The organism is Pseudomonas sp. LJDD11 (assembly GCF_024584215.1).
Classification (GTDB): Bacteria; Pseudomonadota; Gammaproteobacteria; order Pseudomonadales; family Pseudomonadaceae; genus Aquipseudomonas.
The window spans coordinates 71,798-96,127 of sequence record NZ_JANJFL010000019.1 but is presented as its reverse complement, the minus strand read 5'-3'; the positions used below and the strand labels follow the sequence as shown (position 1 = coordinate 96,127).

19 protein-coding genes are annotated in these 24,330 nt (G+C 64.0%); 10 read left to right on the top strand and 9 right to left on the bottom strand.

Annotation, left to right across the window (positions count from 1 at the left end; genetic code table 11):
- Positions 1-32 precede the first annotated feature (32 nt).
- Positions 33-2,636 (top strand): TonB-dependent receptor plug domain-containing protein, encoded by a 2,604-nt coding sequence (locus NRB16_RS20215; protein ID WP_257106796.1) that lies wholly within the window; start codon positions 33-35, stop codon positions 2,634-2,636.
- Positions 2,637-2,648: 12 nt separating this feature from the next.
- Positions 2,649-3,734 carry an LLM class flavin-dependent oxidoreductase gene (locus NRB16_RS20210; RefSeq protein WP_257106795.1) on the top strand — a complete coding sequence of 362 codons (1,086 nt, stop codon included), beginning with the start codon at positions 2,649-2,651 and terminating at the stop codon, positions 3,732-3,734.
- A 221-nt stretch (positions 3,735-3,955) separates the two neighbouring features.
- Here the strand turns inward: NRB16_RS20210 and NRB16_RS20205 are convergent, their stop codons facing one another.
- The 8 genes from NRB16_RS20205 to NRB16_RS20170 all read right to left on the bottom strand — a co-directional run bounded on the left by NRB16_RS20205 (position 3,956) and on the right by NRB16_RS20170 (position 12,685).
- Positions 3,956-5,767, bottom strand: coding sequence for a dipeptide ABC transporter ATP-binding protein (locus NRB16_RS20205; protein ID WP_373568489.1), 1,812 nt, complete (start codon positions 5,765-5,767; stop codon positions 3,956-3,958).
- A gap of 14 nt (positions 5,768-5,781) precedes the next feature.
- A complete protein-coding gene (locus tag NRB16_RS20200) occupies positions 5,782-6,630 on the bottom strand; it encodes an ABC transporter permease (RefSeq protein WP_257106793.1) in 849 nt (282 codons plus the stop codon).
- 10 nt (positions 6,631-6,640) lie between these two features.
- The gene (locus NRB16_RS20195; RefSeq protein ID WP_257106792.1) at positions 6,641-7,732 is read right to left on the bottom strand and encodes an ABC transporter permease; all 1,092 of its coding nucleotides are present in this window, start codon (positions 7,730-7,732) and stop codon (positions 6,641-6,643) included.
- Positions 7,725-9,314, bottom strand: coding sequence for an ABC transporter substrate-binding protein (locus tag NRB16_RS20190; RefSeq protein WP_257106791.1), 1,590 nt, complete (start codon positions 9,312-9,314; stop codon positions 7,725-7,727). Before NRB16_RS20190 ends, NRB16_RS20195 begins: the two co-directional genes overlap by 8 nt.
- An 83-nt stretch (positions 9,315-9,397) precedes the next feature.
- Positions 9,398-10,579 carry an LLM class flavin-dependent oxidoreductase gene (locus NRB16_RS20185; RefSeq protein WP_257106790.1) on the bottom strand — a complete coding sequence of 394 codons (1,182 nt, stop codon included), beginning with the start codon at positions 10,577-10,579 and terminating at the stop codon, positions 9,398-9,400.
- Positions 10,580-10,591: 12 nt separating this feature from the next.
- Complete coding sequence (locus NRB16_RS20180; protein ID WP_257106789.1) at positions 10,592-11,332, bottom strand: class II aldolase/adducin family protein; 741 nt, start codon at positions 11,330-11,332, stop codon at positions 10,592-10,594.
- A gap of 14 nt (positions 11,333-11,346) precedes the next feature.
- The gene (locus NRB16_RS20175; RefSeq protein ID WP_045487084.1) at positions 11,347-12,399 is read right to left on the bottom strand and encodes an ABC transporter substrate-binding protein; all 1,053 of its coding nucleotides are present in this window, start codon (positions 12,397-12,399) and stop codon (positions 11,347-11,349) included.
- A gap of 76 nt (positions 12,400-12,475) precedes the next feature.
- Positions 12,476-12,685, bottom strand: coding sequence for a hypothetical protein (locus tag NRB16_RS20170; RefSeq protein ID WP_257106788.1), 210 nt, complete (start codon positions 12,683-12,685; stop codon positions 12,476-12,478).
- A 78-nt stretch (positions 12,686-12,763) separates the two neighbouring features.
- On the opposite strand from NRB16_RS20170, the gene NRB16_RS20165 reads away from it, so the two are divergent.
- The 6 genes from NRB16_RS20165 to NRB16_RS20140 all read left to right on the top strand — a co-directional run bounded on the left by NRB16_RS20165 (position 12,764) and on the right by NRB16_RS20140 (position 21,261).
- Entirely contained in the window at positions 12,764-14,014 is a 1,251-nt protein-coding gene (locus tag NRB16_RS20165; RefSeq protein WP_257106787.1) for an acyl-CoA dehydrogenase family protein, read from the top strand.
- Positions 14,015-14,122: 108 nt separating this feature from the next.
- Positions 14,123-15,904, top strand: a complete 1,782-nt coding sequence (locus NRB16_RS20160; RefSeq protein ID WP_257106786.1) for an ABC transporter ATP-binding protein — start codon at positions 14,123-14,125, stop codon at positions 15,902-15,904.
- A complete protein-coding gene (locus NRB16_RS20155; protein ID WP_257106785.1) occupies positions 15,897-17,780 on the top strand; it encodes an ABC transporter ATP-binding protein in 1,884 nt (627 codons plus the stop codon). Before NRB16_RS20160 ends, NRB16_RS20155 begins: the two co-directional genes overlap by 8 nt.
- 206 nt (positions 17,781-17,986) lie before the next feature.
- Complete coding sequence (locus NRB16_RS20150) at positions 17,987-19,132, top strand: LLM class flavin-dependent oxidoreductase (RefSeq protein WP_253142839.1); 1,146 nt, start codon at positions 17,987-17,989, stop codon at positions 19,130-19,132.
- Positions 19,129-20,181 (top strand): ABC transporter substrate-binding protein, encoded by a 1,053-nt coding sequence (locus NRB16_RS20145; RefSeq protein WP_253142840.1) that lies wholly within the window; start codon positions 19,129-19,131, stop codon positions 20,179-20,181. The genes NRB16_RS20150 and NRB16_RS20145 overlap by 4 nt, the downstream gene beginning before the upstream one ends.
- 21 nt (positions 20,182-20,202) lie before the next feature.
- Positions 20,203-21,261 carry an ABC transporter substrate-binding protein gene (locus tag NRB16_RS20140; protein WP_045487067.1) on the top strand — a complete coding sequence of 353 codons (1,059 nt, stop codon included), beginning with the start codon at positions 20,203-20,205 and terminating at the stop codon, positions 21,259-21,261.
- A gap of 33 nt (positions 21,262-21,294) precedes the next feature.
- On the opposite strand, the gene NRB16_RS20135 is transcribed toward NRB16_RS20140, so the two are convergent.
- Entirely contained in the window at positions 21,295-21,777 is a 483-nt protein-coding gene (locus tag NRB16_RS20135) for an Lrp/AsnC family transcriptional regulator (RefSeq protein WP_173426683.1), read from the bottom strand.
- Positions 21,778-21,919: 142 nt separating this feature from the next.
- Here NRB16_RS20135 and NRB16_RS20130 point away from each other — a divergent pair, with 142 nt between their 5' ends.
- Positions 21,920-22,414 (top strand): hypothetical protein, encoded by a 495-nt coding sequence (locus tag NRB16_RS20130; RefSeq protein WP_045487064.1) that lies wholly within the window; start codon positions 21,920-21,922, stop codon positions 22,412-22,414.
- 119 nt (positions 22,415-22,533) lie between these two features.
- Positions 22,534-24,264 (top strand): hypothetical protein, encoded by a 1,731-nt coding sequence (locus NRB16_RS20125; protein WP_257106784.1) that lies wholly within the window; start codon positions 22,534-22,536, stop codon positions 24,262-24,264.
- Positions 24,265-24,330 lie beyond the last annotated feature (66 nt).

Genomic DNA, 24,330 nt, shown 5'->3' with positions numbered 1-24,330 from the left:
TGGCTGACAGGCCACCGTGCAGGGAGACGCTCATGCCTGTAATCGCTACATCCCCGGCCCGTGCCGGTTTTCAACCCACGCTGCTGTCGGTGGCACTGCTTGCGCTGTTGCCCTCGTCGGTGTGGGCACAAGACGCCCAGGACCCGACCCTGGGCGTAGTGACTGTGGAAGCTGAAAAGACAGCCGACCCTGACACCGCCATCGTCCCGACCCGGCCACCGACGTCGGTGTATGGCGGGCTGCAGGCCAGCGTGCTCGACACCCCGCGTTCGGTCACTCAGGTCAACGCCGAGCAACTGGCCCGCGACCCGATCCGCAGCAGTGACGACCTGGTCAAATACGCACCGGGCATCACCCGTGGCGGCGGTCAGAACGCCGGCCTGGCGCCGCAGTTTCGTGGCCAGGGTTCGGAAGTGTTCCATGACGGCCAGCGCGGCTACGCGGTGCGTCACCCGGCCAACTTCAATGGCATCGAAGGCGCCGACATTGTCGCCGGGCCTTCGTCAGTGACCTACGGCTCGGTGTCGGGCAGCGGTGGCTACGTCAACTACCTGAGCAAGAAGCCTGACTTCGACGAACAACGCACCCGAATCAGCGCCGAACTCGGCGGCTGGAACCCCGGTGCCACCTCGCGTGGCTCGGGCAAATACACGGTCGATACCACCGGCCCCCTGACCGACAGCCTGGCCTATCGCTTCAGCGTCACCCAGCAGCGCAACCAGGATTACTACGATAACGTCGACAACAACTTCAACGCCTTCTACGGCGCCTTCGCCTGGCGCAGCGATGGCGTGCGGGTCAACTGGAACGCCAGCTACGACAACTACTACGACTACAACATCACCCACGGCTGGAACCGCGCCACCCAAGAGCTGGTTGACCATGGCAAGTACTACGCCGGGCGCGCCACGCCGATTATCCAGAACGGCAACAGCCTGTGGTCGCCGGTGCTGCAATCGGGCGCAGCCAACGCCCCGGTGACCGGCTGGGTCCAGCGCCAGCGCAATGCCCAGGGCCAGTACACTGTGGTCAATAACAGCTTCCAGACGGCCTCGCCCAACACCCAGGCCAGCCCCGGTACGGTACGCGGCTGGGTCTATGACCCGAATCTGGCCGGTAACGGTCTGACTTCGCTGTCGTCGCAAACCAGCCAGCGCGCCGAGGATCAAAGCAGCTCACGGCGCTTCATTACCCAGTTGCGCGCCGAGTGGGACCTGAGCCCGGACATCACCCTGGCCAACAGCACGTTCTACGAGCGCTCCAACGACATCACCGATGCCGTGGGCTCGTTCAACGTGCAATCGAAAGACAACCTCTTCGATAACCGCTTCGAGCTGCGCTGGCGCAACGAGGGTGAGCTGTTCGGCATCAAGGTGGTCGACGACAGCAACAGCGGGCTGATCTACCGCCGCGAGTTCAACCAGTCGATTGCCGCCAACAACAGCTTTGGCGGCAATATCTACGCCTACGACCTGACCCAGGACCCGGCAGGCAAAAACCCCGGCGACCTGCTGGGCCTGACCGGCAGCAACCCGGCCGGTGGCGAGGGCGCATGGATCGGCCAACCGGGCGTGGCGCAGTTCTCCAACTATTACGGCTACCTCAACCTGCCGGCCATGTACCCGGCCGGCCATGGTTTATATGCCGAGTCGGTGGCGCCCTACACCGCCGAAAGCGTCTGGACCACCAAGACCCTGTTCAGCCAGCACAACCTGAGTTTCAACCAGCGCGTCGGCCTGAACATCGGCGCCAGCCGCAGCTGGATCGATGCGCGCATCGAGAACCCGTTCGCCCTGCCCGGCGCCAGCCAGCGCAAGGACAGCGACAGCTACCGGCTGTTCTCGGTGCAGGTCAGCCCCTACATTAAACCCACCGATAACAGCACCCTGTACTACACCTTCGACCGTTCGCTGGCGGTCAATACCGGGTTCTTCTCCAACGGTATCGGCTGGGGCAGCGGCGCGGCAGCCAACCTGCTCAACCCGCTGCAGTTCCAGAGCCTGTCGGTGCTGCATGAAGTCGGCCTGAAGGTCGATGCGATCCCCAACACCCTGTTCTTCTCCGTGGCCGGCTTCAAGCAGGCCCGCGACCAGGCGCCGGACAGCAATAACAACATTGCCCGGCTGATCATCAAGGGCGTGGAGTCCACGGTGCGTTATCAGCCCAACGACAACCTGCGCAGCGGCGTGAACCTGAGCAAGCTCAAGGCCTATAACGAGTTCACCTCCCAGGCCGGTTTTGCCTCGGCGGGTTTCGTGCCTGACAACGGCACAGTGTTCGGTGACAACAACAGTCTCAACCAGCGCCCGTCGGGCAAATACGACGCCGTGCAGATTCCCGAATACACCGCCAGCGGCTTTGTCGATTACCGCTTCGACAACGGCTTCGGTGCCGAGCTGTCCGGCTGGTGGACCAGCAAGTGGTACCTGAACCTGAGCAAGACCGTACAGATCCCCAATGAGTACAACCTGGACCTGGCCCTGTACTACCGCCAGCCGACCTGGAGCACCACGCTGCGGGTGCTCAACCTCACTGATGAGCTGAACTTCGTCAGCGGCCTGGCCGGTTCCACCAACACCTTCCTGCAACCGATGCAGGGCCGCACCGTGCTGGCCCAGGTCGATTATCAGTTCTAAGAGGAACAGCGTATGTCCATCGAATTTGTCGGCATGATTTTTCCCCGCCAGTGGTCCGAAACCCACGGCCAGCGCAGCGCGGATTTCGACTTGCCGTTTATCAGCCATCATGCCCGTGCCCACGAGCAGGCCGGCTTCGACCGGGTGCTGATCGCCAGCGGCCCCGGCAGCGCCGACAGCCTGCAGATCGCTGCCTACGCGGCTTCGCAGACCGAGCGGCTGGGCTTCATGATCGCCCACCGGCCGGGGCTGACCGCTCCCACCGTGGCCGCGCGGGCCTTTGCCACCCTGGACCACACCACCGGCGGCGGACGTTTGCGCATGCACGCAATCACCGGCATCACCGCCGAGCCGCAGGAAGGTGACTTTCTGCTCGACAAGACCGAGCGCTACAAGCGCGCCGGCGAGTATCTGGATATCGTGCGGCGCACCTGGACCAGCGAAGAGCCGTTTGACTATGACGGCCAGTATTTCCAGATCAAGGGCGGGTTCTCACCGGTCAAGCCGGTCCAAAAGCCGCACATTCCGATTTCCTTTGGCGGCTCGTCAGACATCGCCTATCAGATCGCCGTACAGCATGCCGACCTCTATGCGCTGTGGGGCGAGCCACTGAACGGCGTGGCCGAACAGATCGGCAAGCTGCGCGCCGCCGCCAGCAGCGCCGGCAAGCCCGCGCCGCGGGTCAGTCTTTCGGTGCGGCTGATTCTCGGCGCGACCGAGGAACTGGCCTGGCAGCGCGCCGAACAGATCCTGGCGCAGATCAAGGCCAACCCGCAGTTCGCCGAAGGCAGCCCGTGGCGCAAACGCATCAAGGGCACCGGCACTGAACGCCTATTGGCTGCCGCCGCCGCCGGCGACCGCCACGACCGCGCCCTGTGGATGCCCACCGCCAGCGCGGTCGGGGCCTACGGCGACACCACAGCACTGGTCGGCACCCCGGAAACCGTAGCCGAGGCACTGCTCGATTACGTGGATCTGGGGGTGACCACCTTCCTCAATCGCGGCTATGACCCGCTGTATGACACGGTGGACTACGGTCGCTGGATCATTCCGGCGGTGCGCGAAGAGGCGCGGCGGCGAGCGTTGCTGCGGGCTTAGTGAACCTTGAGGCACCTGGCAGCGCTGCGCACTGCATTCGCCAGCAGAGCTGCCTCCCACAAGTGATACACCGCTCATGGGTTGCATGGACGACACAAGCAAGCTGACTTACCCAGGCGATGTGTCGAGCATGGATTTCATGTACGGCACAAGACTGTGGGAGGCTGCTCTGCAGGCGATAGCAGCGCAAAGGTCCCTGGCAGTGCTATGCACTGCCAGCTTCAAACCAACGTCGGTGAATTACTCACCAAGGTACGGGTGTACTCGCTCTCTGGCCGGTCCAGTACCTGTTCGACGCTACCCTGCTCCAGAATCCGTCCGGACTTGAGCACCACCACCCGGTCGGCGATGGCGCGGACCACGCCCAGGTCATGGGTGACGAACAGCAGGGTCAGGCCTTCGCTTTGCAGTTCGCGCAGCAGGGCGAGGATCGAGGCTTGTACCGAAACGTCCAGCGCCGAGGTCACTTCGTCGCAGATCAGCAGTTGCGGTTCGCAGATCAACGCGCGGGCAATTGCCACGCGCTGGCGTTCGCCGCCCGACAGGCTGTGCGGATACGCCTCGGCGGTGCTGGCCGGCAGCGATACGCGCTTGAGTACCGCCGCCACGCGTTCGCGGGCGGCCGCGCCTTTGATACCGAAGAAGTGCTGCAACGGCGCGCCCAGGCACTCGCCCACGGTCTGGCGCGGATTCAGCGCGCGGTATGGGTTCTGGAAGATGTACTGGATGCGGTGGCGCAGCTCCGGGCTGCGTTGGCGGGCTTGCAGGCTCAGCGCCTGGCCGGCGTAGTGCAGCGTGCCAGCGGCGTTCTCGCCCAGACCGGCCAGGGTCCGGGCCAGGCTGGTCTTGCCGGAACCGGACTCACCGACCAGTGCCAGGCATTCACCGGCGCGCACTTGCAGCGAGATATCGAACAACACCTGACGGTCGTAGGCCACGTCGAGGCTGGCCACTTCCAGCAACGGCCGGGCCTCGTGCTGCAAGACGGCAGCAGCCAGTGGCGTCTGGGTCACCAGGGCCAACGCTTCAAGATGCGGGTGCAGGCAGGCGACCTGCTGCTGGCCGCTGAGCGCCTGCAGTGTCGGCTCTTGCTGGCAGGCGGCCGTGCTGCGCGGGCAACGCGGAGCGAACGAGCAACCCGCCGGGCGCTGCGCCGGAGCTGGCGCATGGCCGGCAATCGCGTTGATCTCGCGGCGTTCGGCCACATCCGGAATCGCCGCCAGCAGGCCACGGGTGTAGGGATGTGCCGGGTGCTTGAACAGCTCTTCGCGGCTGGCGGTTTCAACCAGCCGGCCGGCATACATGACCATCACCCGGTCGACCAGGTCCTTGATCACCGCCAGGTCGTGGGACACATACACCGCCGCCACGCCCTGGCTTTTGCACAGCCGGCGCAGGGTGTCGAGGATATGCGCCTGGGTGGTGACGTCCAGCGCGGTGGTCGGCTCGTCGAGAACGATCAGGCGTGGTCGCAGCACAAAGGCCAGGGCCAGCAACACCCGTTGCTGCTGACCACCCGACAACTGGTGAGCGAAGCGCTTGAGAAACAGCTCATCGTCCGGCAAACCGACATCGCGCAGGGTTTCCTGCAAACGCAGGCGCTGCTGCTCACGGCTCAGGTCAGGGTCGTGGGCCGCCAGGGTTTCGCGCAGCAGGCTGCCGATGCGCAGCGCCGGGTTCAGCGCGGTGGCCGGGTCCTGGGGGACGTAGCCGATCAGGCTGCCACGGGCCTGACGCAACGCTTCGCCGTGCAGGCTTAGCAATGACTGGCCGGCAATCTCCACCCGCCCGGCGGTAATCCGTGCGCCGCGTCGGGCGTGGGCCAGCAGCGCTGTGGCCAAGGTGGTCTTGCCGGAACCGGACTCGCCGACCAGACCGACGATTTCCCCGGCCCGCAAGCTGAACGACACCTTGTCGAGCACATCGACATCGGCGCTCAGCTCGACCCGCAAGCCGGCAACCGACAACACTGGCGGCTCGCTGAGCTGCGGTTCAAGGGCGCTGGCCACGTGGGCGCGTTGTTCAAGGCTCATTTCTGCGATCACACTCATGCTTGCTTGTCCCCGATCCGCGCCGCGCTGCGGCCAATGCCTTCAGCCAGAATGTTGGTGCCATAGGCAAAGATGCCGATCATCAGCGCCGGGGCCAGCACCGGCCACGGCTGGACCAGCAGGCCGGCTTGGTTCTCGTTGATCATCAACCCCCAGTCGGCCGCCGGCGGCGCCACGCCGTAACCGAGAAAACTCAGGCCCGAGAGGATCCCCACGCCCCAGGTCAGCATGTTGCCGAAATGCACCAGCAGTGGCGTCAGGATGTTGGGCAGGATTTCCTTGAACAGGATCCGCCGCCGGGAGTACCCCATCATCTGCGCCACCTCGACGAACTCCTGGCTGGCCACCGCCACGGTGCTGCCACGCGCCAGGCGGATCACACCAGGGATAAAGGCAATCGACACGGTGAGGACGATCAGCCAAGGCTGGCGCCCGAGCATCGAGACAATCAGCAGCACCAGGATCAGGTCGGGAAAAGCCAGCGAGATGTCCGCCCCCCACATGATCGTCTGGTCCAGCCGACGCCGGGAAAAACCGGCCGCCAGGCCCAGACTGACGCCCACCAGCAGGGCAATCAGCGCCGCCGCCAGCGACATCCACAGCACCGACAGGCCACCGGCGAGCAGGCGCGACAACACATCATGGCCAAGAAAGTCATGGCCCAGCCAGGCTTCGCTGCTCGGCGCGCCGTACACCGGGCCGACCATGTCGGTCGGTGCATGCGCTGCCAGCAGCGGCCCGAACACCGCCACCACGGTCACCAGCAGGGTAATGATCAGGCCACGACGCACTTGGGGTTCGCGCCATAACAGGCGCCAGCGGGCAGCAGCGGATGCAGTGCTCATAACGGTTTCCTCAACCGGCCTGGCGGGCCGGGGTGCGACGCCACCAGGGGCGGATGCCCCGGCGGTTACGGTTGATCATGTGCACCTTGCGGGCAGTGCGCAGTTTCGGGGTCAGCAAGACGGTGAGCAGGTCGGCCAGCAGGTTGACCAGCACCACGCCCAGGGTGGTGACCAGCACCGCTGCCTGAATCAGTGGCAGGTCGCGCATCTGGATCGCCGAATTCAGAGTGGTGCCAATGCCGGGATAGCTGAAAATCACTTCAGCCAGCAGCGCGCCGCCGATCAGCGTGCGCAGGGTCAGCGCCACGCCCTGGATGGCCGGGATCAGCGCATTGGGCAATGTGTGCAGCCAGACGATACGGCGCTCCGGCACCCCGCGCAGGCGGGCAGCGATCACGTAGTCGGACTCCAGCGCCTCAATCATCGAAGCACGTACCATGCGGGTCAGATACGGCAGCGCCGACAGCGACAGGGCAAAAATCGGCAGCACCAGAAAGTGCAGTTGCGCAAGCAGGCCTTGGTCCGGGTCGAGCAGCGATACCGCCGGCAGCCAGTCGAAGTGCGGCATCGAAAACAGCAGCACCAGGGCGATGGCCAGCAGAAAGCCCGGCGTGGCCTTGAGGTAGATCAGCAGCGACAGCGCCCAACGGTCCAGACGGCTGTCGCGGCGCAACGCCAGGGTCACGCCAAGGGCCAGGGCCAGCGGTACAGCAGTCAGTAAGACCCCGAGCAACAGCGCCAGGGTGTTGCCGAAACGGCTGAACAGGAGGGTGCTGACCTGCGCCTGGGAGTCCAGCGAGGTGCCCAGATCAGCGCTCAGGGTGCGCAGCAACCAGTGCCAGTACTGCAGCAGAATCGGCTGGTCCAGGCCCAGTTGCTGGCGCAGGGTCAGCACGCTTTCCAGCGGCGCATCAGGGCCGAGAATCACCCGTGCCGGGTCAGACGGCAGCGCCTGGGTGGCGATGAACACCACCAGGCTGATGACCCAGGCGGTCAGCAGGCCATAGCCCAGCCGGCCGACAAACCATGACAGCCAGGCCGGCGCCTGAAAACGCCGCTGTGCTGGCGTTGAATAACCCGGTACAGAAGAAGAGTCAGGCATGGTTCAACCACAGGCTGTCAAAGCGCCAGGAGGCGAAGGTGGTCTGTTCCGGCGTCAGGCCGCCAACCCTGGCCGACGCCGCATCGAGGATATCGGCAAAGCCCCAGATCAACAGCGAGCCGCGCTCGTGCTGGATACGCTGAGCCTCATGGACCAGCACCTTGCGCTTCTCCAGGTCAGGCTGGGCCAGAGCCTGGAGGAACAGTTCGTCGAAACGCGGATCGTGGAAGTTGCTGCGGTTGTAGATCGCGGTCGGCGCCTCGTTGTGCAGCGCAGTGGCCAGAAAGCCACGCGCCGGGGTCGAGGCCGGCGACATCACCCAGTTGTCGCGTTGCGGGCCGTTGAATACCGAGTTATCGACCTGGGTGACCTTGATCTCCACTCCGGCCTTTTTGGCCTGCTGGGCGAATACCAAGGCCGCGTTGGCGCTGCCACCCGGCGGGGTGGTGAACTCGACACGCAGGTTTTCCTGACCGGCTTCGCGCAACAGCGCCTTGGCCCGCTCCAGATCGTATTTACGCTGGGCAATGGCATGGTTGAAGGTCGGGTCGTGCGGCGAGTACAGGTCGTTGCCGACCCGGCCAAAACCATTCAGGGCGCGGGCCACCAGTTCTTCACGGTCGGCCAGCAGGCGGAAGGCCTCACGCACCCGCGGGTCGTCGAAGGGCGCCTTGGCCACGTTGAGGTTGAAGCCACTGAACGAGGTGGTCGGCGAGGCGTACAGGCGCAGCCGTGAGTCAGCCTTGATGGTTGCCGTGTGCTCGGCGGTCACGCCGCTGGCGACGTCGATCTGCCCGGCCCGCAATGCGGCCAGGCGCGAGACCTGGTCTTTGAACTCGATGATTTCCAGCTCGTCGGCGTACGGCTGGTTGGGTTTGTAGTAGTTCTCGAAACGGGTGTACAGCGAACGCTGGCCGGGGATGAAGCTCTTGAGCTTGTAGGGGCCGCTACCCACCGGGTTGGTCACCGGGTCGTAATCGGTGGGCACGATGCCGCCGAAGCTGATCAGGGTTTCGTCCAGCGGGAAAAAGCTCTGGCCCTGCTTGAAGCGGATCTCGATGGTGCGCTCATCGAGTTTGCGCAGCGCATTGCGGTCGATGCTGCCCACCAGCCCGGCAAAGGGCGAAGCCAGTTTTGGATCGGTCAGGCGCAGGATCGAAAACAGCGCATCGTCAGCCGTGATGGTCTTGCCGTGGTGGAACTCCAGGCCTTGCTTGAGGCGGATGGTCCAGGCACTGGCGTCGGCATTCGGTTCGGCGAATTCGGCCAGGGCCAGGCGGGTGCTGACATCCGGGTTCCACTCCCAGAACTTGCTGTACAGCGCCCAGCCACGAATGATCCCGCCGCCCAGCGGCTTGTGAGCGTCGAGGTTGCCGGCCTGGTCGCCATCAATGATGCCGACCCGCAGCCGACCGCCCCGCACCGGAGTCAGCGCAGCGGCGGCGGCACCGGCCTGGGCAGACGCTGCCGCGCCGGCCTTGCTGCCGTTGTCGCAACCGCCCAGCAGGCCACCGAGCAGCAGGCCACCACCGGCCATCAGGCTGTTGCCGAGAAAGATACGGCGGGAAAATTCGTGACTCATGCTGACTCCATCTGCAAACGGTGAAACTTCAATAAGGAACCTTGGCCCGGCCATTCGCGGCTAAAGCCGCTCCTACGTGGTTATTACGCGGGTTCAGTGGTGCGCCGGGCGACGCCCAGCGACGGCACCTCGAAGCCGTGATCCAGCTCCAGCAACGGCAACAGCAGGTCGGCCACCCGATGGGCTTCGTCGATCAGCGGGAAGCCCGAGAGGATGAACGCCGAGGTGCCCTGGCTTTCGTATTCGCGGATGCGCTCGGCCACCTGCTCGGCGCTGCCGACCAGATAAGTGCCGGCCGCAGGGCCAAGAATGTTGAAACCGAACAGGCTCGGGCCGACCCAGACGTTGGGGTAGATTTCCAGATCACGGGCCTTGGGCAGTTTGCCGCTGCGCAGGGTCTCGATATTGCGCTGGATCTGCGGGTCGTCACTGTGGAAGGTCTGCAGGGTTTCACCCGGCGGCAACTGGCGCTGCACAGCGTTGAGCGCGGTCTGCAGCGAGGTGCGTTGCAGCAGCTTCTCGGCATGCGCCCAGGCTTCTTCTTCGGTCTCGCGGACGATGATCTGCAGGCGCGTACCAAAGGTCAGTTCGCGGCCGATCTTCGCCGCCTCGGCGGCTACCCGGCGGAACTTCTCGCCGAGTTTTGGTGGGGTGTTGGCAAAGCTAAGGTACACATCGAGCAGTTGCACCGAATGCGCCACGCCAGGGCCGGAAGTGCCGGCGCCCCACAGCGGGATGCCCGGTTTTTGCAGCGGTGCATGCCAGCCGCCCAACGGGTGCCCGGCAGCGCCTGCCGGGCGCGGCGCCAGCTTGACGTAGTTGCCGTCAAAGCCGTCGGTTTCGCCGGCATAAATACTCTTGAAGGCCTTCCAGTATTCGAGGCTGAAGTCATAGCGCTCATCGTGCGGGTAATGCACGCCCAGGGTTGCCAGACCAGCATCATTGCCATTGACCACGTTGAACAGCAGGCGGCCATTGGAGAACTGATCGAAGGTCAGCGCCCACTTGGCCAGCACCGCAGGTGACAGCTCGCCCGGATGCTGGGCCACCAGAAAGCGCAGGCGTTTGGTGGCGTCAATCAACGAAGCAGCGACGGCCAGGCTTTCGTTGGGGCTCGAACCGAGCAAGGAGCCGTAGTAGCCCAGCCGGTCACTGGCCACGGCCAGTTGCTTGAGGTGCTCGAAGTCGGTTTTCCAGCGGCCCTCGGGCTCCCACGGGTAAGGCCCGTCAGGTGTGGTGAGGTACCAGAGAATTTTCACGGCCATGCTGTTTGATCCTTATTGCTGTTCAGGGCGGCGGTCGATGGCAGGCACCAGGCCCAGACCCTGCGCCTGTTCGTACAGGCCGCTCATCTTCCATTGCTGAGTCAGAACTCCGGGGCCGAAGGCGCGGGAGCCGCCGATGGATTCAGCGAGCAACTGAATCTGTGCTCCCTCCTCCAGCAGCACGATGAACTCGGCCAGATCGCGCAGGCCCTTCTTGCCCCACACCGTGGCGCCGCCGTTGGCTTCGAGAATCGCCGGGGTGAAAGGGTTGGCCTTGATGCTGTCGAGAATGAAGTCGACTTCCTGCTGGCGGCGGTCGATGTACACCGGCAGTTCACGGGCCAGCTGGAAGCGCTGCACCGGCACGTAGTTGAACGGCAAGCTGCGCTGGGTCTGCGCCCAGGCGCCGAGGTACGGCGAATGCACGTGGGAGATGGTGGTGACCTCAGCGTGCTGCTGAAACAGCTTGGTGTAGCGCCCGGCGCCACCACGGCCCTTGCCTGACCAGACATTGCCGTCGAAGTCAGTGACCGTGGCAGTCAGCGGTTTGCGGTAATTCCACGGGCCTGGGTAGTTGACCGACACCAGCAGCTCGGTGCCGGGAATACGCTCGACAAAACCGACCGTGCCGTTGGCGGTGATGGTGTTGGTTTCACGGAAAACGGTGAAGGCCTGATCGGCCTCGACCAGCAGGTTGTCGACAAAAGCCTGTTGTTCGGTGCTCAGGCTGCGTTCAGCAATGGTAGCGGTCATGTTGAAATTCCTGTTCAGGCGCGGCGCTTGGCCAGCAGTTCATGGGCGGCTTGCAGAGGGGCGTGATCGACCCAGGCGGCGATATCGAAGTCGCGTTCGAGAAAGCCGTGCAGGTGCAGAAACTTTTTCTGGGTATCGAGAAATTCCAGACGCTGGGCGGACAGGTCCGGGGCCAGGGTGGTATGGAAGTCGCCGCGATAGGCAGCGGCCACACCGGCGCTGCCGGCCCTGGTTTCTTCTTCAAGAATGCGGTTCAGCGCTTGGCGGTTACCGGCGGCCCATTCGGCGGCGCGCAGGGTCTGGGCCAGAAATCGCACCACCACATCAAAGTGATCGTCGAGCAGGCTCTGGTGCACGGTGATCGGCCGTGGCGTGCCGTTGTTGATGCGGTGGCGCGGGTCAGCCAGCAGGTCCAGGTCGATGCCCACCACCAGGCCCAGACGCTGCGCGGCATCGGCCGCCGAAGCGCCTTTGACATACACCGCATCGACTTCACCGCGCACCAGGTAATCCAGGCCCGACCACAGGCGTTGCAGGCCCAGTTGCGGATTCGGTGCATCCTGCTGCGATTGCAGCGCGACCTCGACCAGCTCGACATCGTCGAAGCCCAGCCCGGCCACCGCCAATGCGCCTTTGTAGCCGTGCAGGCTCATGGCCCGGGCAATACTGCCCGGGCGGCTGTCGCCCCAGGCCGGCAGGGCCAGGCGTTTGCCTTTGAGATCCTGCGGGCTGCGGATGCCGGAGTCGGGACGCACCAGGATGGTCTGCCACTCCTCGATCCAGGTCAGGCCGATCAAGCGGCTCGGCGCACCGGCAGCCCGCGCCGCCAGCGCCGGGACGTTGCCGCCCTCGCGAAACAGCCCGGGCAGTTCATGATCGTAGTGGTGACGGCCCAGCTGACGGGCCTCCTGCAAGGTCGAAACCGGCAGGCCATCGGCGGCGAATTCTTCGCTCAGCCAGCCCAGTTGAAACGCCAGGCCCGAGGCGGTTGGCACCGGGCAGCGGGTAAACCAGATTTGCTCCAGGGCAGCAGGTGCCAGGGGTGAAGCCGTTGCAGCTTGACTCATGAGTCGCTCCAGACAGTCGGTCAGGGCCAGGAGGGCCGGCCTATGACTGTGCTAACGCAACGCTCATGCCAAATATTCAACCTATTGATTTATATGGATAAAAATTGAAAACCAGCGACTGGCAAGGGTTTTCTTGCTGATCTTCCAGCAGCACTGCGCAGCGACTGCTGGCCCAGCAGCAATCCACTGCAGACAGTTGCTGATTCAGCAACACCCCTGCCTGAAGCTCACCGCCTGCTGGCCTGAAAGCCGCGAAATACAAGGCCTTGAGAATCTTGCCGGACACTGGCGCAGAACTTGCTCAAGCCCTGAAAAGGCCCTGTGCATGCAGGGACACCCAGGTATCAGCAATCAAGGTGAAGTCATGAGTACGCCGCACACCACCCAGCCAACCGAAGCGCCCGCCCAGCGCCTGCACAGTGAAGAACAGGCCATCGCCACCGCCCGTGAAGTGGCGGTGGAAATTGCCAGGCTGGCTGCCGACCCGGCCAATAACAACAGCCTGCCCTGGCGCCAGGCCGAGTTGCTCTCGCAAAGCGGCCTGACCGCGATTGGGGTACCCAAGGAATTCGGTGGCCTGGGCGCCTCGGTGCAGACCATTGTCGAAACCGTGCGGCTGATTTCAGTGGCCGACGGCGGCGTTGGTCAGTTGCTGCAGATTCATAACGTGATGCTGCGCGGCATCTTCACTGGCTACAGCCCGGCGGTGCGCGACCGGCTGATCGCCGACGTGCTGGCCGGCAAGCGCTTTGGCAATGCCCTGGCTGAAGTGGGTGGCAAGAACAAGTTCGCCCTCAAGACCCGGGTCGAACGCCGCGAAGACGGCAAGCTGGTGCTCAATGGCAGCAAGTTCTACTCCACCGGCTCCTACCTGGCCGAGTGGATCTCGCTGACCGCCGCCTCAGACACCGGCGGCGCCGGGGTGCTGCTCAACCGCAACACCCCCGGCCTGACCCTGGTCGATGACTGGGAAGCGTTCGGCCAGAACAACTCGGTCAGCGGCACGGTGATCTTCGACAATATCGTGCTCGACGAAGACTTCATTGCCCGTCGCGAAGGGCCGATGAAACGCACCGGCCTGACCTTCCCGCAAATTCTTCACGCCGCCATCGACACCGGTATTGCCTCCGGCGCCCTCAACGCCGCCGTGGACTACCTGAAAAACCACGCCCGGCCCTGGGTGGAAAGCAATGTCGAGCGCGCCAATGAAGAGCCGCACATCATCAAGCAGATCGGTGAGTACGCCGTGGCGCTGCGCGCCGCCGAATCGCTGCTGCGTGAAGCGGCGCAGGTGTTCGACCGCCACAACCTGGACCCGGACAACAAAGAATTGCAAGACGAGCTGATTCTTTCGGTGGCCACTGCGCGTGCACATTCCGATGGCGCCTCGCTGAAGATTTCCAGCGACATCTTCTCGCTGCTTGGTGCCAGTTCGACCCTGAGCAAATGGAACCTCGACCGCTTCTGGCGCAACGCCCGGGTGCACACCACCCACGACCCGATCCGCTGGCGCCTGCATCACGTGGGCAACTACTACCTCAACGGCATCGACCCCGGCGAATACACCGCGATCCTCAACGCCAAACAGGCCGAAGGCGCCAGCCGCAAGGCGTGATGCTTAGCCCGGCGCATAACCCGTAGGAGCGGCTTGAGCCGCGAACCAGCCACCGCCATTGGCGGCTCAAGCCGCTCCTACCGCCCATGAATACCTTGAGTTCCGCATGTGATAAACAAACACCCTCTGCTGCGCAGCCTGGCCATCTACCGCGAGATGCCGTGGCGCTTCAGTCTTACCGCGGCGCTGTTCTTCGCCGTTAACCTGGGCCTGATCTGGCAGCAATGGCTGATCGGTCATGCGCTCAATGACGTCAATGCCGGGCGCGCCGTGGTGCGCCTGGATGACGGTGGTTTCGACGCCAGCCTGGCCTGGCACTGGCTGTGGCTGATTGTCGGCGTGGCGCTGGCCCGCGGCGTGGTGCAATACGCCGCCGGGGTGCTGGCGCTGGTGCTCAGCCAGGAACTGCTGACCCGCCTGCGCGAACGCATCCTGGCCCAGGTTCAAGGCCTGCACCTGGGCTATCACTGGCAGCACGGCATGGGTGAGATGATCACCCGGACCACCCGCGATGCCGACAAGGTCCGCGATGCGCTGATCAACTTCTGGCGGCAGGTGCTCGACACCCCGTTGGTGGTGCTGGCGGCCGTCGGGCTGCTGAGCTGGTATCACCCGCTGCTCGGTCTGGTGCCGCTGCTGCTGACCCTGGTCGGGCTGAGCATTTTCGTGTTGCAGACCGAGCATCTGGTGACCCTCGACCGGGCGGTCGGAGCGGCCTATGACCGGGTCAATCAGGACCTGTCCGAAGGCATCAGCGGGGTGCGGGTGATCAAGTCATTCGCGCTGGAGCAACGGCGCATCGACAGCTTTGCCAGCCAGGTCACGCTGTTCACCGGCCATGCCCGCCAGGCGTTGGCCTACGCCAGTTCGCGGATCCCGTTGCCGCAGGTGGTGGTGGCGCTCAGTCATGTCTGGATTCTGGTGTTCGGTGCCCATCTGGTCAGTCAGGGCCAGCTCAATATCGGTGAGCTGGTGGCGTCACTGTTGATCGTCACCACTCTGGTGTTTCGTATCGAGGGCATCGGCCGGGTCATGCAGACCTTTGCCGATGCGCGCTCATCGGCCGAGCGGATCTGGCAACTGCTCGATGAACAACCGGCGATCCGCAGTGCCACCGCCAGCCTGCCGGCCACCCCGCTGGGCCTGCGCCTGGAGCAGGTCACAGTCAAGGCAGCGGGCGCTGGCCGGGCGATCCTGCAGGGCTGCGACCTGACCTTGCAACCCGGCGAAATCGTCGCGCTGGTCGGCGCCACCGGCACCGGCAAAAGCCTGTTGGCCAGCCTGCTGCCGCGCCTGGTGGATGTCAGCGACGGCCGGGTGCTGCTCGGCAGCCATGCCAGTGGCTGGCAGGATGTGCGCGACCTGCAACTCGACCCGCTGCGCCAACGGGTGCATGTGGTGCCGCAAGAAAGCTTTCTGTTCTCCGACACCCTGGCGGCCAACCTGCGCCTCGGCGCGCCGCAGGCCAGTGACGCGCAACTGCTCGAAGCGCTGCGGATGGCCGCCGCCAGCGATGTGCTGGAACGCCTGCCACAAGGGCTGGACACGCCGCTGGGGGACAAGGGCGTAACCCTCTCCGGCGGTCAGCGCCAGCGCCTGAACCTGGCCCGCGCGCTGCTCGCCGGCCCGGACATTCTGTGCCTGGACGATGCCACCAGTGCGCTGGATGCGATCAGCGAACGCCAGGTGCTGGACAACATCCGTGATTTGCCACACAGCCACGGCCGGGTCACCACGCTGCTGGTGATCTCCAGCAAATTGTCGACCGTTTTGCTCGCCGACCGGGTGCTGGTACTCGACGGCGGGCAAATCGCTGACAGCGGCAGCCATGAAGAGCTGCTGCAGCGCAACCCACACTACCGCGAACTGCTGGGGATCGAACATGGCTAAGCCGTTGAAGGGCCAGTCAGCCCTGAGCGACATCGAAATCGAAGAGCTGCTGGCGAAAAAGGCACTGGACCGCAGCATGTTCAGCCGCCTATTGCCGTTGCTGCGGCCGATCAAAACCTCGATCCTGCTGGTCATCGGCCTGGAGCTGGCACTGGTGTTCACCGTGTTCCTGCGCCCTTGGTTTGTCCGTGAACTGCTCGACCGTGGCCTGATCCGGCAGGACGGCCAGTGGATCGCCGATATGCTCCTGATCGGCTGGCTCGGCGCCGGGCTGGCCGCCAGTTGGCTGGCGCGCTTCGCGCTGGCCGGGGTCTCGCAATACATCGCCGGCAGTGCCGCGATCCGCGTGCTCAATGAGCTGCGGGTGCGGGTGTTTGCCCATGTGCAGGCGCTGAGTGTCGGTTACTTTGACCGGACCAAGGCCGGGCGCATCATCTCGCGGGTCGACCGTGATGTGGACAGCCTGGAACCGCTGGTGATCCAGGGCCCGCCGGAGCTGCTCGGCGCCGTGTTGCGCTGCAGCGTGGCGGCCGTGATGCTGTGGCTGATCTCGCCGCTGTTTTTGCTCAGCCTGGCCGGTGCGGTGCCGCTGCTGTTTCTCGCTACCTGGGCGTTCAAGCGTATCTCGCAGCGCAACTGGGCCAAGGTGGCCGAAAACCGCAGCCGCTTCACTGCGCACCTGGTCGAAAGCGTCGGCGGTGCACGCATGCTGCAACAATGCGTGCGCCAGCAACCCAACCTGCGCCGCTATCGGCAGTTGCTCGACGAATTCAACTGGTCACTGATCCATGGCAGCTTGCGCTCGGGCTGGTTCGCGCCGTTCACCGCGCTGCTGGCAGCGGTGGCCATGGCCGTGCTGTTGCTGGTCGGCGCCCAGGGGCTGGCGCAAGGCACTGTGACCGTGGGTCAGGTGGCCGAGAGTCTGTTCTACGTGATGCTGTTTCTCGGCCCGTTGCAGGAGCTGTCTGACCTGTTCGAACGCTACGCCACCGGCTCCGCCTCTGCGCAGCGGATCTTCCTGCTGCTCGACACCGAACCGCAGGTCACCGACCCGCAGCAACCACGGCGGCTGGGCAAGGCCCGTGGCCAGGTGTCGTTTGAGAACGTGCGCTTTGCCTATAACCCCAACGCTGCAAAACCGGTGATCGACCAGTTGAACCTGGTGATCGAGGCCGGCGAGGTGCTGGCCATCGTCGGCCCGTCCGGGCATGGCAAAAGTACCCTGGTGCAGTTGCTGACCCGTTTCTACGACGTGCAGGACGGCGCAGTGCGCCTGGACGGCACGGATGTGCGCGAGCTGGCCCAGCATGAACTGCGCCGCAACGTCGGCGTGGTGCTGCAGGACAACGTGCTGTTCAGCGGCAGCATCCTCGACAACCTGCGCATGGCCGCACCGCAGGCCGACGATGCCGCGTTGATCAGCGCGGCCCGCGAACTGGGCGCCGACGAGGTGCTGGAGCGCCTGCCACATCAGTACGACACGCAGGTCGGGCCGCTGGGCTCCTACCTCAGCCACGGTCAGCGGCAACTGGTGTGCCTGGTGCGTGCTTATCTGGCCGACCCGGTGGTGCTGGTCCTCGACGAGGCAACCTCGGCCGTCGATGTGCACACCGAGCGGCGCATCCAGCAAGCGCTGCGGCGACTGTGCCTGGGCCGAACGGCGATCATCATCGCCCACCGCCTGGCGACCATTCGTGATGCCGACCGCATTGCGGTGATCCGCGAAGGCCAGTTGGTCGAACTCGGCCCGCACCGCCAACTGATCGAACAGGACGGCCCCTACGCGATGCTGTATCGCACCTGGCAACGCAGCTCGGCGAACGGTTCGGCGATTGACGAAATCAGCGCCGCACCCAAGGAGCTGGCGCCGGGTTGAAACCACAAAACCTCACCCCGCACAAGGCTGTGTAATCAGCAGCGCTGCTGGTGCAGTGCTGCCTGACAACCATCAAGGATCAAAGATATGCCTGACGTCACTGATCAACTACTTGAAACAACGGCTTTTGGCCTATTAATCACAGCGTGGCATGGCGGTTGCTCAAGCCTTGACGGATTGAGGATCGCCATACACCGGGAGTCCCGATGAGCACTGAATTTTTCTGGCGTCTGCCACTGGGTACCGATGGCCCGCAACTGAACACCGCCAACCATAACCGTGGCAACCCTGTGCACCGCCCCGGCCATATTGCCCCCGGTCGGCTGCCTGACGGCGCAGCGGACGGCTTTGGTTACATCGATTACATCGCCCAGGTGGCCAAGGCTGCCGAGCTGGCAGGCTTTGAAGGTGCGCTGTTGCCCACCGGCCCTGAACCATGGATGGTCGCCGCAGCGCTGGCCCGCGAGACCCGGCGGATCCGTTTTCTGGTGGCCTTCCAGGCCACCTGGACGCTGCCGGCCTATGCCGCGCAGCAAGCGGCGATTTTGCAGAATCTGAGCCATGGCCGGCTGGACTGGAACATCATCACCGGTGGCAACCCGGCCAGCCAGCGCGCCAACGGCGACTTTCTCGAACACGACCTGCGCTACAAGCGTACCGGCGAGTTCCTCGATGTGATCGACGGCCTGTGGCACAACCAGCGGTTCTCCTATGAAGGTGAGATCTACCGTCTGGAGAACGGCGCCCTGCCGCCGGGCCTGCACCACGAGCGCAAACCCGGCGTGTACTTTTCCGGGTTCTCTGATGCGGCGCTGGAGGTCGCCGCCCGCCACGCTGATGTGTACCTGAACTGGGCGGAACCGGTCGATAAGCTCAAGCCGCACATCGAGCGGGTTCGTGAACTGGCCGCTCGTCAGGGGCGCAGCGTGCGGTTCGGCCTGCGCGTCGACCTGTTCGCCCGGGAAACCGAAGCCCTGGCCTGGAGCGACCTGCGCCGCCAGTTCGAGCGCTTCCATCAGCCTGGCGCACGGCCGTTCGGTGCCGGCGGCTCGGACTCGGTGGGCGGCGCGCGGCAGACGGCCTATCACCAGAACATCGACCGCTTTGACGACCTGATCATCGGCCCGAACCTGTGGGCCGGTTTCGCCAAGGCCAAGCCTGGCCCCACCGTCGGTCTGGTGGGCAGCCATGAGCAGATCGCCGAGCGCTTGAGCGAGTACCGCGACGCCGGTTTCTCGACCTTTATCCTGGCCGGCAATCCGCATCTTGAAGAAGCCCTGCGCATCGGCCAGCAAGTGCTGCCGCTGGTCCATCAGCATTCACCTACCCCATTGGCAGGAGCCACGGCATGAGCCAGCCACTCGATACCCTTTGGTACACCCGCTGCCCGGTGCCCACCGGCCTGGGCCTGGCAGTCCAGAAAGGCTGGCTCAAAGAGGCGCTTGATCCGTTGGGCACCGCCTTGCAGTCAATCCGCGAGTCCAGCCAGCAGAGCGTGCGCGAGTCGCACTTCGACCATACCTTGCGCAACTCGGTACGCCATGGCGGCAATATCCCGGCCATCTGGGCTCGCGCCCAGGGCCGCGAAACCCGGGTCATCGGCCTGTCGTGGGTGGATGAGGCGCAGTTGATTCTGGCCCGGCCCGGCAGCGGCATTCGTTCGGTCAAGGACCTCAAGGGCCGGCGCTTTGGCCTGCCGCACTGGCGCAACGCGCAGATCGACTTCACCCGCGCCCAGGCCCTGCGCGGCCTGGAAAATGCCCTGCGCCTGGAAGGTCTGCAGGTGGGTGACGTGGAGCTGGTCGACTATGTCCACGGCGGCACCTTCAGCGATGCTCCAGCCGAGGCAGTGGATAACACTCTGGTCAGCAGCCACCGCGCCGAAACCCGTAACGCCGAACTGGTCGGCCTGTTGCGCGGCGAAGTCGATGCGATTTTTCTCAAGGGCGCGCATGGCGTGCAACTGGCCCATGAGTTCTCGCTGGTGACAGTAATCGACACCGGCACCCATCCCGAGCCGCTGATCCGCAGCAATAACGCCACACCGCGAACCCTGAGCGTCGATCAGCACTTGCTGGACCAACACCTGGACGTTGCCGCCGGCATTCTCGGCTCGGTGTTGCGCGCCGAGCAGTGGGCGCGCAACAACCCGCAAGAGACACGACGTTTTCTGTCTTATGAGGTCAACAGCAGTGAATACTGGGTCAGGCGTGCCTATGGCGAAGATGCCCATCAGCGCCTGAACACCGGCTTCGACGAACAGGCCATCGCCGGCCTGCAGGATTTCACCGATTTTCTCCAGCGCTGGGCCTTCATCGCGACCCGCTTCGATGTCCGTGACTGGATCGACACCCGCCCCCTTGATGCGCTGAGCCTTGCCCCTGGCAAGTTGACCGGCTGATCACTTTGCGACGAGACACTTATGAGCCAATCACTCGAAACCCTCTGGTACACCCACAGCCCGGTCCCCACCGGGCTGGGCATTGCCGTGCAGTCCGGCCGGCTGGCCGAAGCTTTCCAGCCCTACGGCACGCGCATCCAGTCGCTGCGTGAGTCCAGCGAGCAGGATGTCCGCGAAGCCCACTACGACCACCACCTGCCCAATTCGGTGCGCCATGGCGGTAACATTCCGGCAATCTGGGCGTATTCCAGCGGCGTGCCGACCCACCTGCTGGGGCTGTCCTGGAGCGATGAGGTGCAGTTGATCCTGACCACCATCGACAGCGGGGTAAAAACCATCCGCGACCTGAAAAACCGCCGCTTCGGGCTGCCCAAATGGGCCAACGTACAGATCGACTTTACCCGCGCGCAGGCGCTGCGCGGCCTGGAAAACGCCCTGCGCCTCGAAGGCCTGAGCGTCTCGGATGTCGAACTGGTCGATTACCCCTACGGCGGCACCTACAGCGACGAGCGCAAGCACCATAAATACGGCTCGGAAGTGAACCTGGACGTCGGCAGCGTACGCAAACGCAATAACGAACTGATTGGCCTGCTGCGTGGCGATATCGACGCGATTTTTCTCAAGGGCGCACATGCCGCGCACCTGGCCAACGAGTTCGGCTTGCAGGTGGTGGTCGATACCGGCTCACACCCCGACCCGCTGATCCGCAGCAATAACGGCACGCCTCGGGCGCTGACCGTAGACTCCCACCTGTTCGAGAACCATTTCGACGCCTGTACCCGCATCGTCGACGTGGTGCTGCGCACCGAGCAATGGGCCTGGGCCAACCCGGAAGAAACCCGGCGCTATCTGGCCCGCGAGTTGAACACCAGTGAATACTGGGTGGCCGCCGCCTACGGTGAAGACGCCCACCGTCGCCTGCGCACAACCCTGGACCGGCGCTCGATCGACGCCTTGCAAGACTTCACCGATTTTCTCTATCGCTGGAACTTCATCCCGCGGCATTTCAATGTCAATGACTGGGTGGACTTCAGCGTGCTGGAAAAGGTCATCGGCGCCACCTCAAGGCTGGCGGTCTGACGGACCTGCCGCCGGCAATTTGCCTGCGGCAGCTCACGCGCCCTGGTCCAGGCCATTGAGCGGAATCTCGAAAGACTTCTTCACCGTGCGGATCACCAGGGTCGAAGAGTAGGTCCTGATCGGGATGTCTTTGTAGGTTTCCAGGAAGTTGTAGATGTAGTCGGTGTATTCGGTGGCGTCACGCAACTTCGCCACCATCACGAAGTCGAACTCTCCGGTGATCAGGTAACACTCCTGGACCTCAGGCCGGCTGGCCAGAATCTGCTGCATGCGCCGGTCGATGTCCGCGGTGTCCTTGTCGAGCTTGATCATGAACATGGCCGTGACCTGCAGACCAAGCTTTTTATCGTCCAGCACCGCCACCCTGGCACGGATCACTCCGTTGTCCTCCAGGCGCTTGATGCGTCGATAGCAACTGGTCGGTGACAGGCCCACGTTGTCGCTAAGCAACTCCAGACTCTGGCTGCAATCCTTCTGTAAGCGCCCCAGAATCCTCAGATCTATCGCATCTGCCATATTTACTGCGTCCTCCCTGAAAAAATGCAAAAAAACAGCCACTGCGCGGTGGCACTTTGCACGAAATCGTCGCGCCTTCAAATTAACATCATTGCGCGAATCAACGTCAGCTCAATAAGCAGTCAGGGCCGGAGAAGGACCGATGAGCGCTACAAAACCGACATGGACGACGGATATTCAGCGCCTGGTCAGTGAATCGTGCTGGCAATTGCCGCTGCAAAGAGTCGCACTGAGCCCCTCCTGGATTGAAGCCACGCAAGGCCAAATCATCAATCTGCGTCAGATCGAGTCGGTCCGGCAATGGTCGCCGCTTATCTATCAGCATCTGACGGCCTCAACGCTCGCGCATCCTGAGCTGAGCCCGTCGGTGTGGTTCGAGGACTCGCTGGAAATCTTCCGCCGCTGGGTCAATCAAGGCTGGCGCATCGATGCCCATGCACCGATGAACGTCGCCGAACGCATCGCTCGAAGCCCACGCCGCCCCCTCCCCGAGCAACCCTGGCACGGCCACGCCGGCCTGCATTCCCATGACCGCAAGCCGTTCGCGGTGCGCCACCTGAATCTGTGCCGCGAGCAGGCACGCAGCGCCCCTGCACTCTTTGCCGAACAGGCACCGAGGCGCATCGGTCAGTTCTGATCTCAACACCTCACGCCGCTGACCTGATGCACAGGATCTGCATCAGGTTTCGACCGGAGTCCCTCCGGTAATGCTTTCTGCTCCCTCTTTCATTCACCACTTGCCGTTGGAGAGTTGTCATGAGTACGCCTTTAAAGCAGTTCACCTCACCCGCCGGGCAGGCCCCGAAGGACTTCCAGAAACTGGGCCTGGAGCAGCAGTTGCCGCAATTTGAAACCGACTGGAGCAACAACCTCGATGGCTGGACCCAGGCGGCGATCATCGGCAACCCGTGGAGCAGCCTCAATGACGCACCACGAGCGGGTTACTACAACCCGCTGGTCGAGGGCTTCGACGACAACGCAACGCCGGTTGAATGGACCCCGTTCCCCAACCGCCTGATTGTCTACCTGACCCAGGCAGGCTCGGCCGCCAACCCGCAACTGGGCGGCAAACCACTGAGCATGGAACAGGTCATGGCCCTGGCCGACAACGGCGAGATCGACATCAACGGCACGGCCCTCAAGCTGTATGACCCGCAAGGCACTGGCAACCTGCTCAACCTGCCAACCGTCCGCTGTCCGCAGATCGACTGGAACGGCCCCTACAAGCCGTTCTCGCCGTCCGGCCCACGTGGCTGGCTGGACGAATACTGCGAGTGGTCGATCACCCGCGATGCCAACGGCAAGCTGCGCAGCGTCATGTTCACCTGCGAAAACCCGGCTTATTACCTGACCCTGTGGCGTATCAATCCTGAAGCGGTGCTGGGCCTGTACAAGGACTACATCGATCCGTCGGTGGTGATTGAGGACCTGTACCTGCGCTACGCCTACGATCAGCCGACCGGCAAGAAAGGCGAGCCGGTGATCGATCCGACCACCGGGCGGGCGGCTTACGACGTGACCAATAAGTGGAACTCGGGCACCGCACGCGTTCCCGGCCAGTATGGCGGCGCGCTGCACCTGACTTCCGGGCCCAATACCCTGAGCGCCGAAATCTACCTGGCGGGAGCCGCAACCATTCAGCGTCCCGACGCCAGCAGCGTCAACGCGCAGACCCTGATCTGCTGTGCACAGTACGGACAGAATTTCCGTAACTCCGACCCGTTCATCGGTTTCAGTGCCAATAGCCTGGCAGGCTCTAACCGCATCACCCTGACCGACCCGGTGGGCCTGTATCTGCAGCAGCCGCAGAGCTTCGCGAACTGGAAAGGCCCCAAGGGCGAGGATGTCAGCCAGTACTGGAAAGTCACCCGTGGCAGCGCCGGTACAGGCCCTGGCGGCATCGACCAGATCCTCCATGCGGTGTTCGAAATCCCGGAAAGTGCCGGTTTTTCAATCAGCGACGTCACCATCGACGGCAAGCCGATCGAGTACATCGGGCAGATTGCCAACCAGATGAAAGTGGCGCTGTCGGCCAGCACACTGAACAGCATTGAGCCGCCCATCACCCCTTGCGTGGCTGACCGCACCACGGCGATCCAGCCTTATCCGGTGCAGTTGCTGCCACTGGAGCTGTTCTACGGCGAGTCGCCCAGCGACCTGCCGGCCTTGCTCAAGCCCGGCAGCAGTCATCAGTTCGTGCTGGTGGTGCAAGGCGCCGACGCCGGCACCACCGCCGCAACGGCGCGCATTGAGTTCTCCAACCCCGGGGTGACAGCGCAGGTCAGCGAATTTCTGGCCAACGCCACGCCGGTTCCGGGAGTGACATCGGCCAACGGTACCCAAGGCTATGTCATGACCATCAAGGTGGCGGCCAACGCCGCACCCGGGCTGGTGCAACTGCGTGCGCTGAACCCGTCCGAAGCCGCCAACCCAAGTGCTGACGAGCATCCATGGGCCAGCTCACTGGCGATCGTGCCGGTCCTTTAACCAATCACGCCGGACCCGCGCAGCGCACTCGCTGGCGCGGGTCTGCGGCTTGCAGGGAGCAGTATC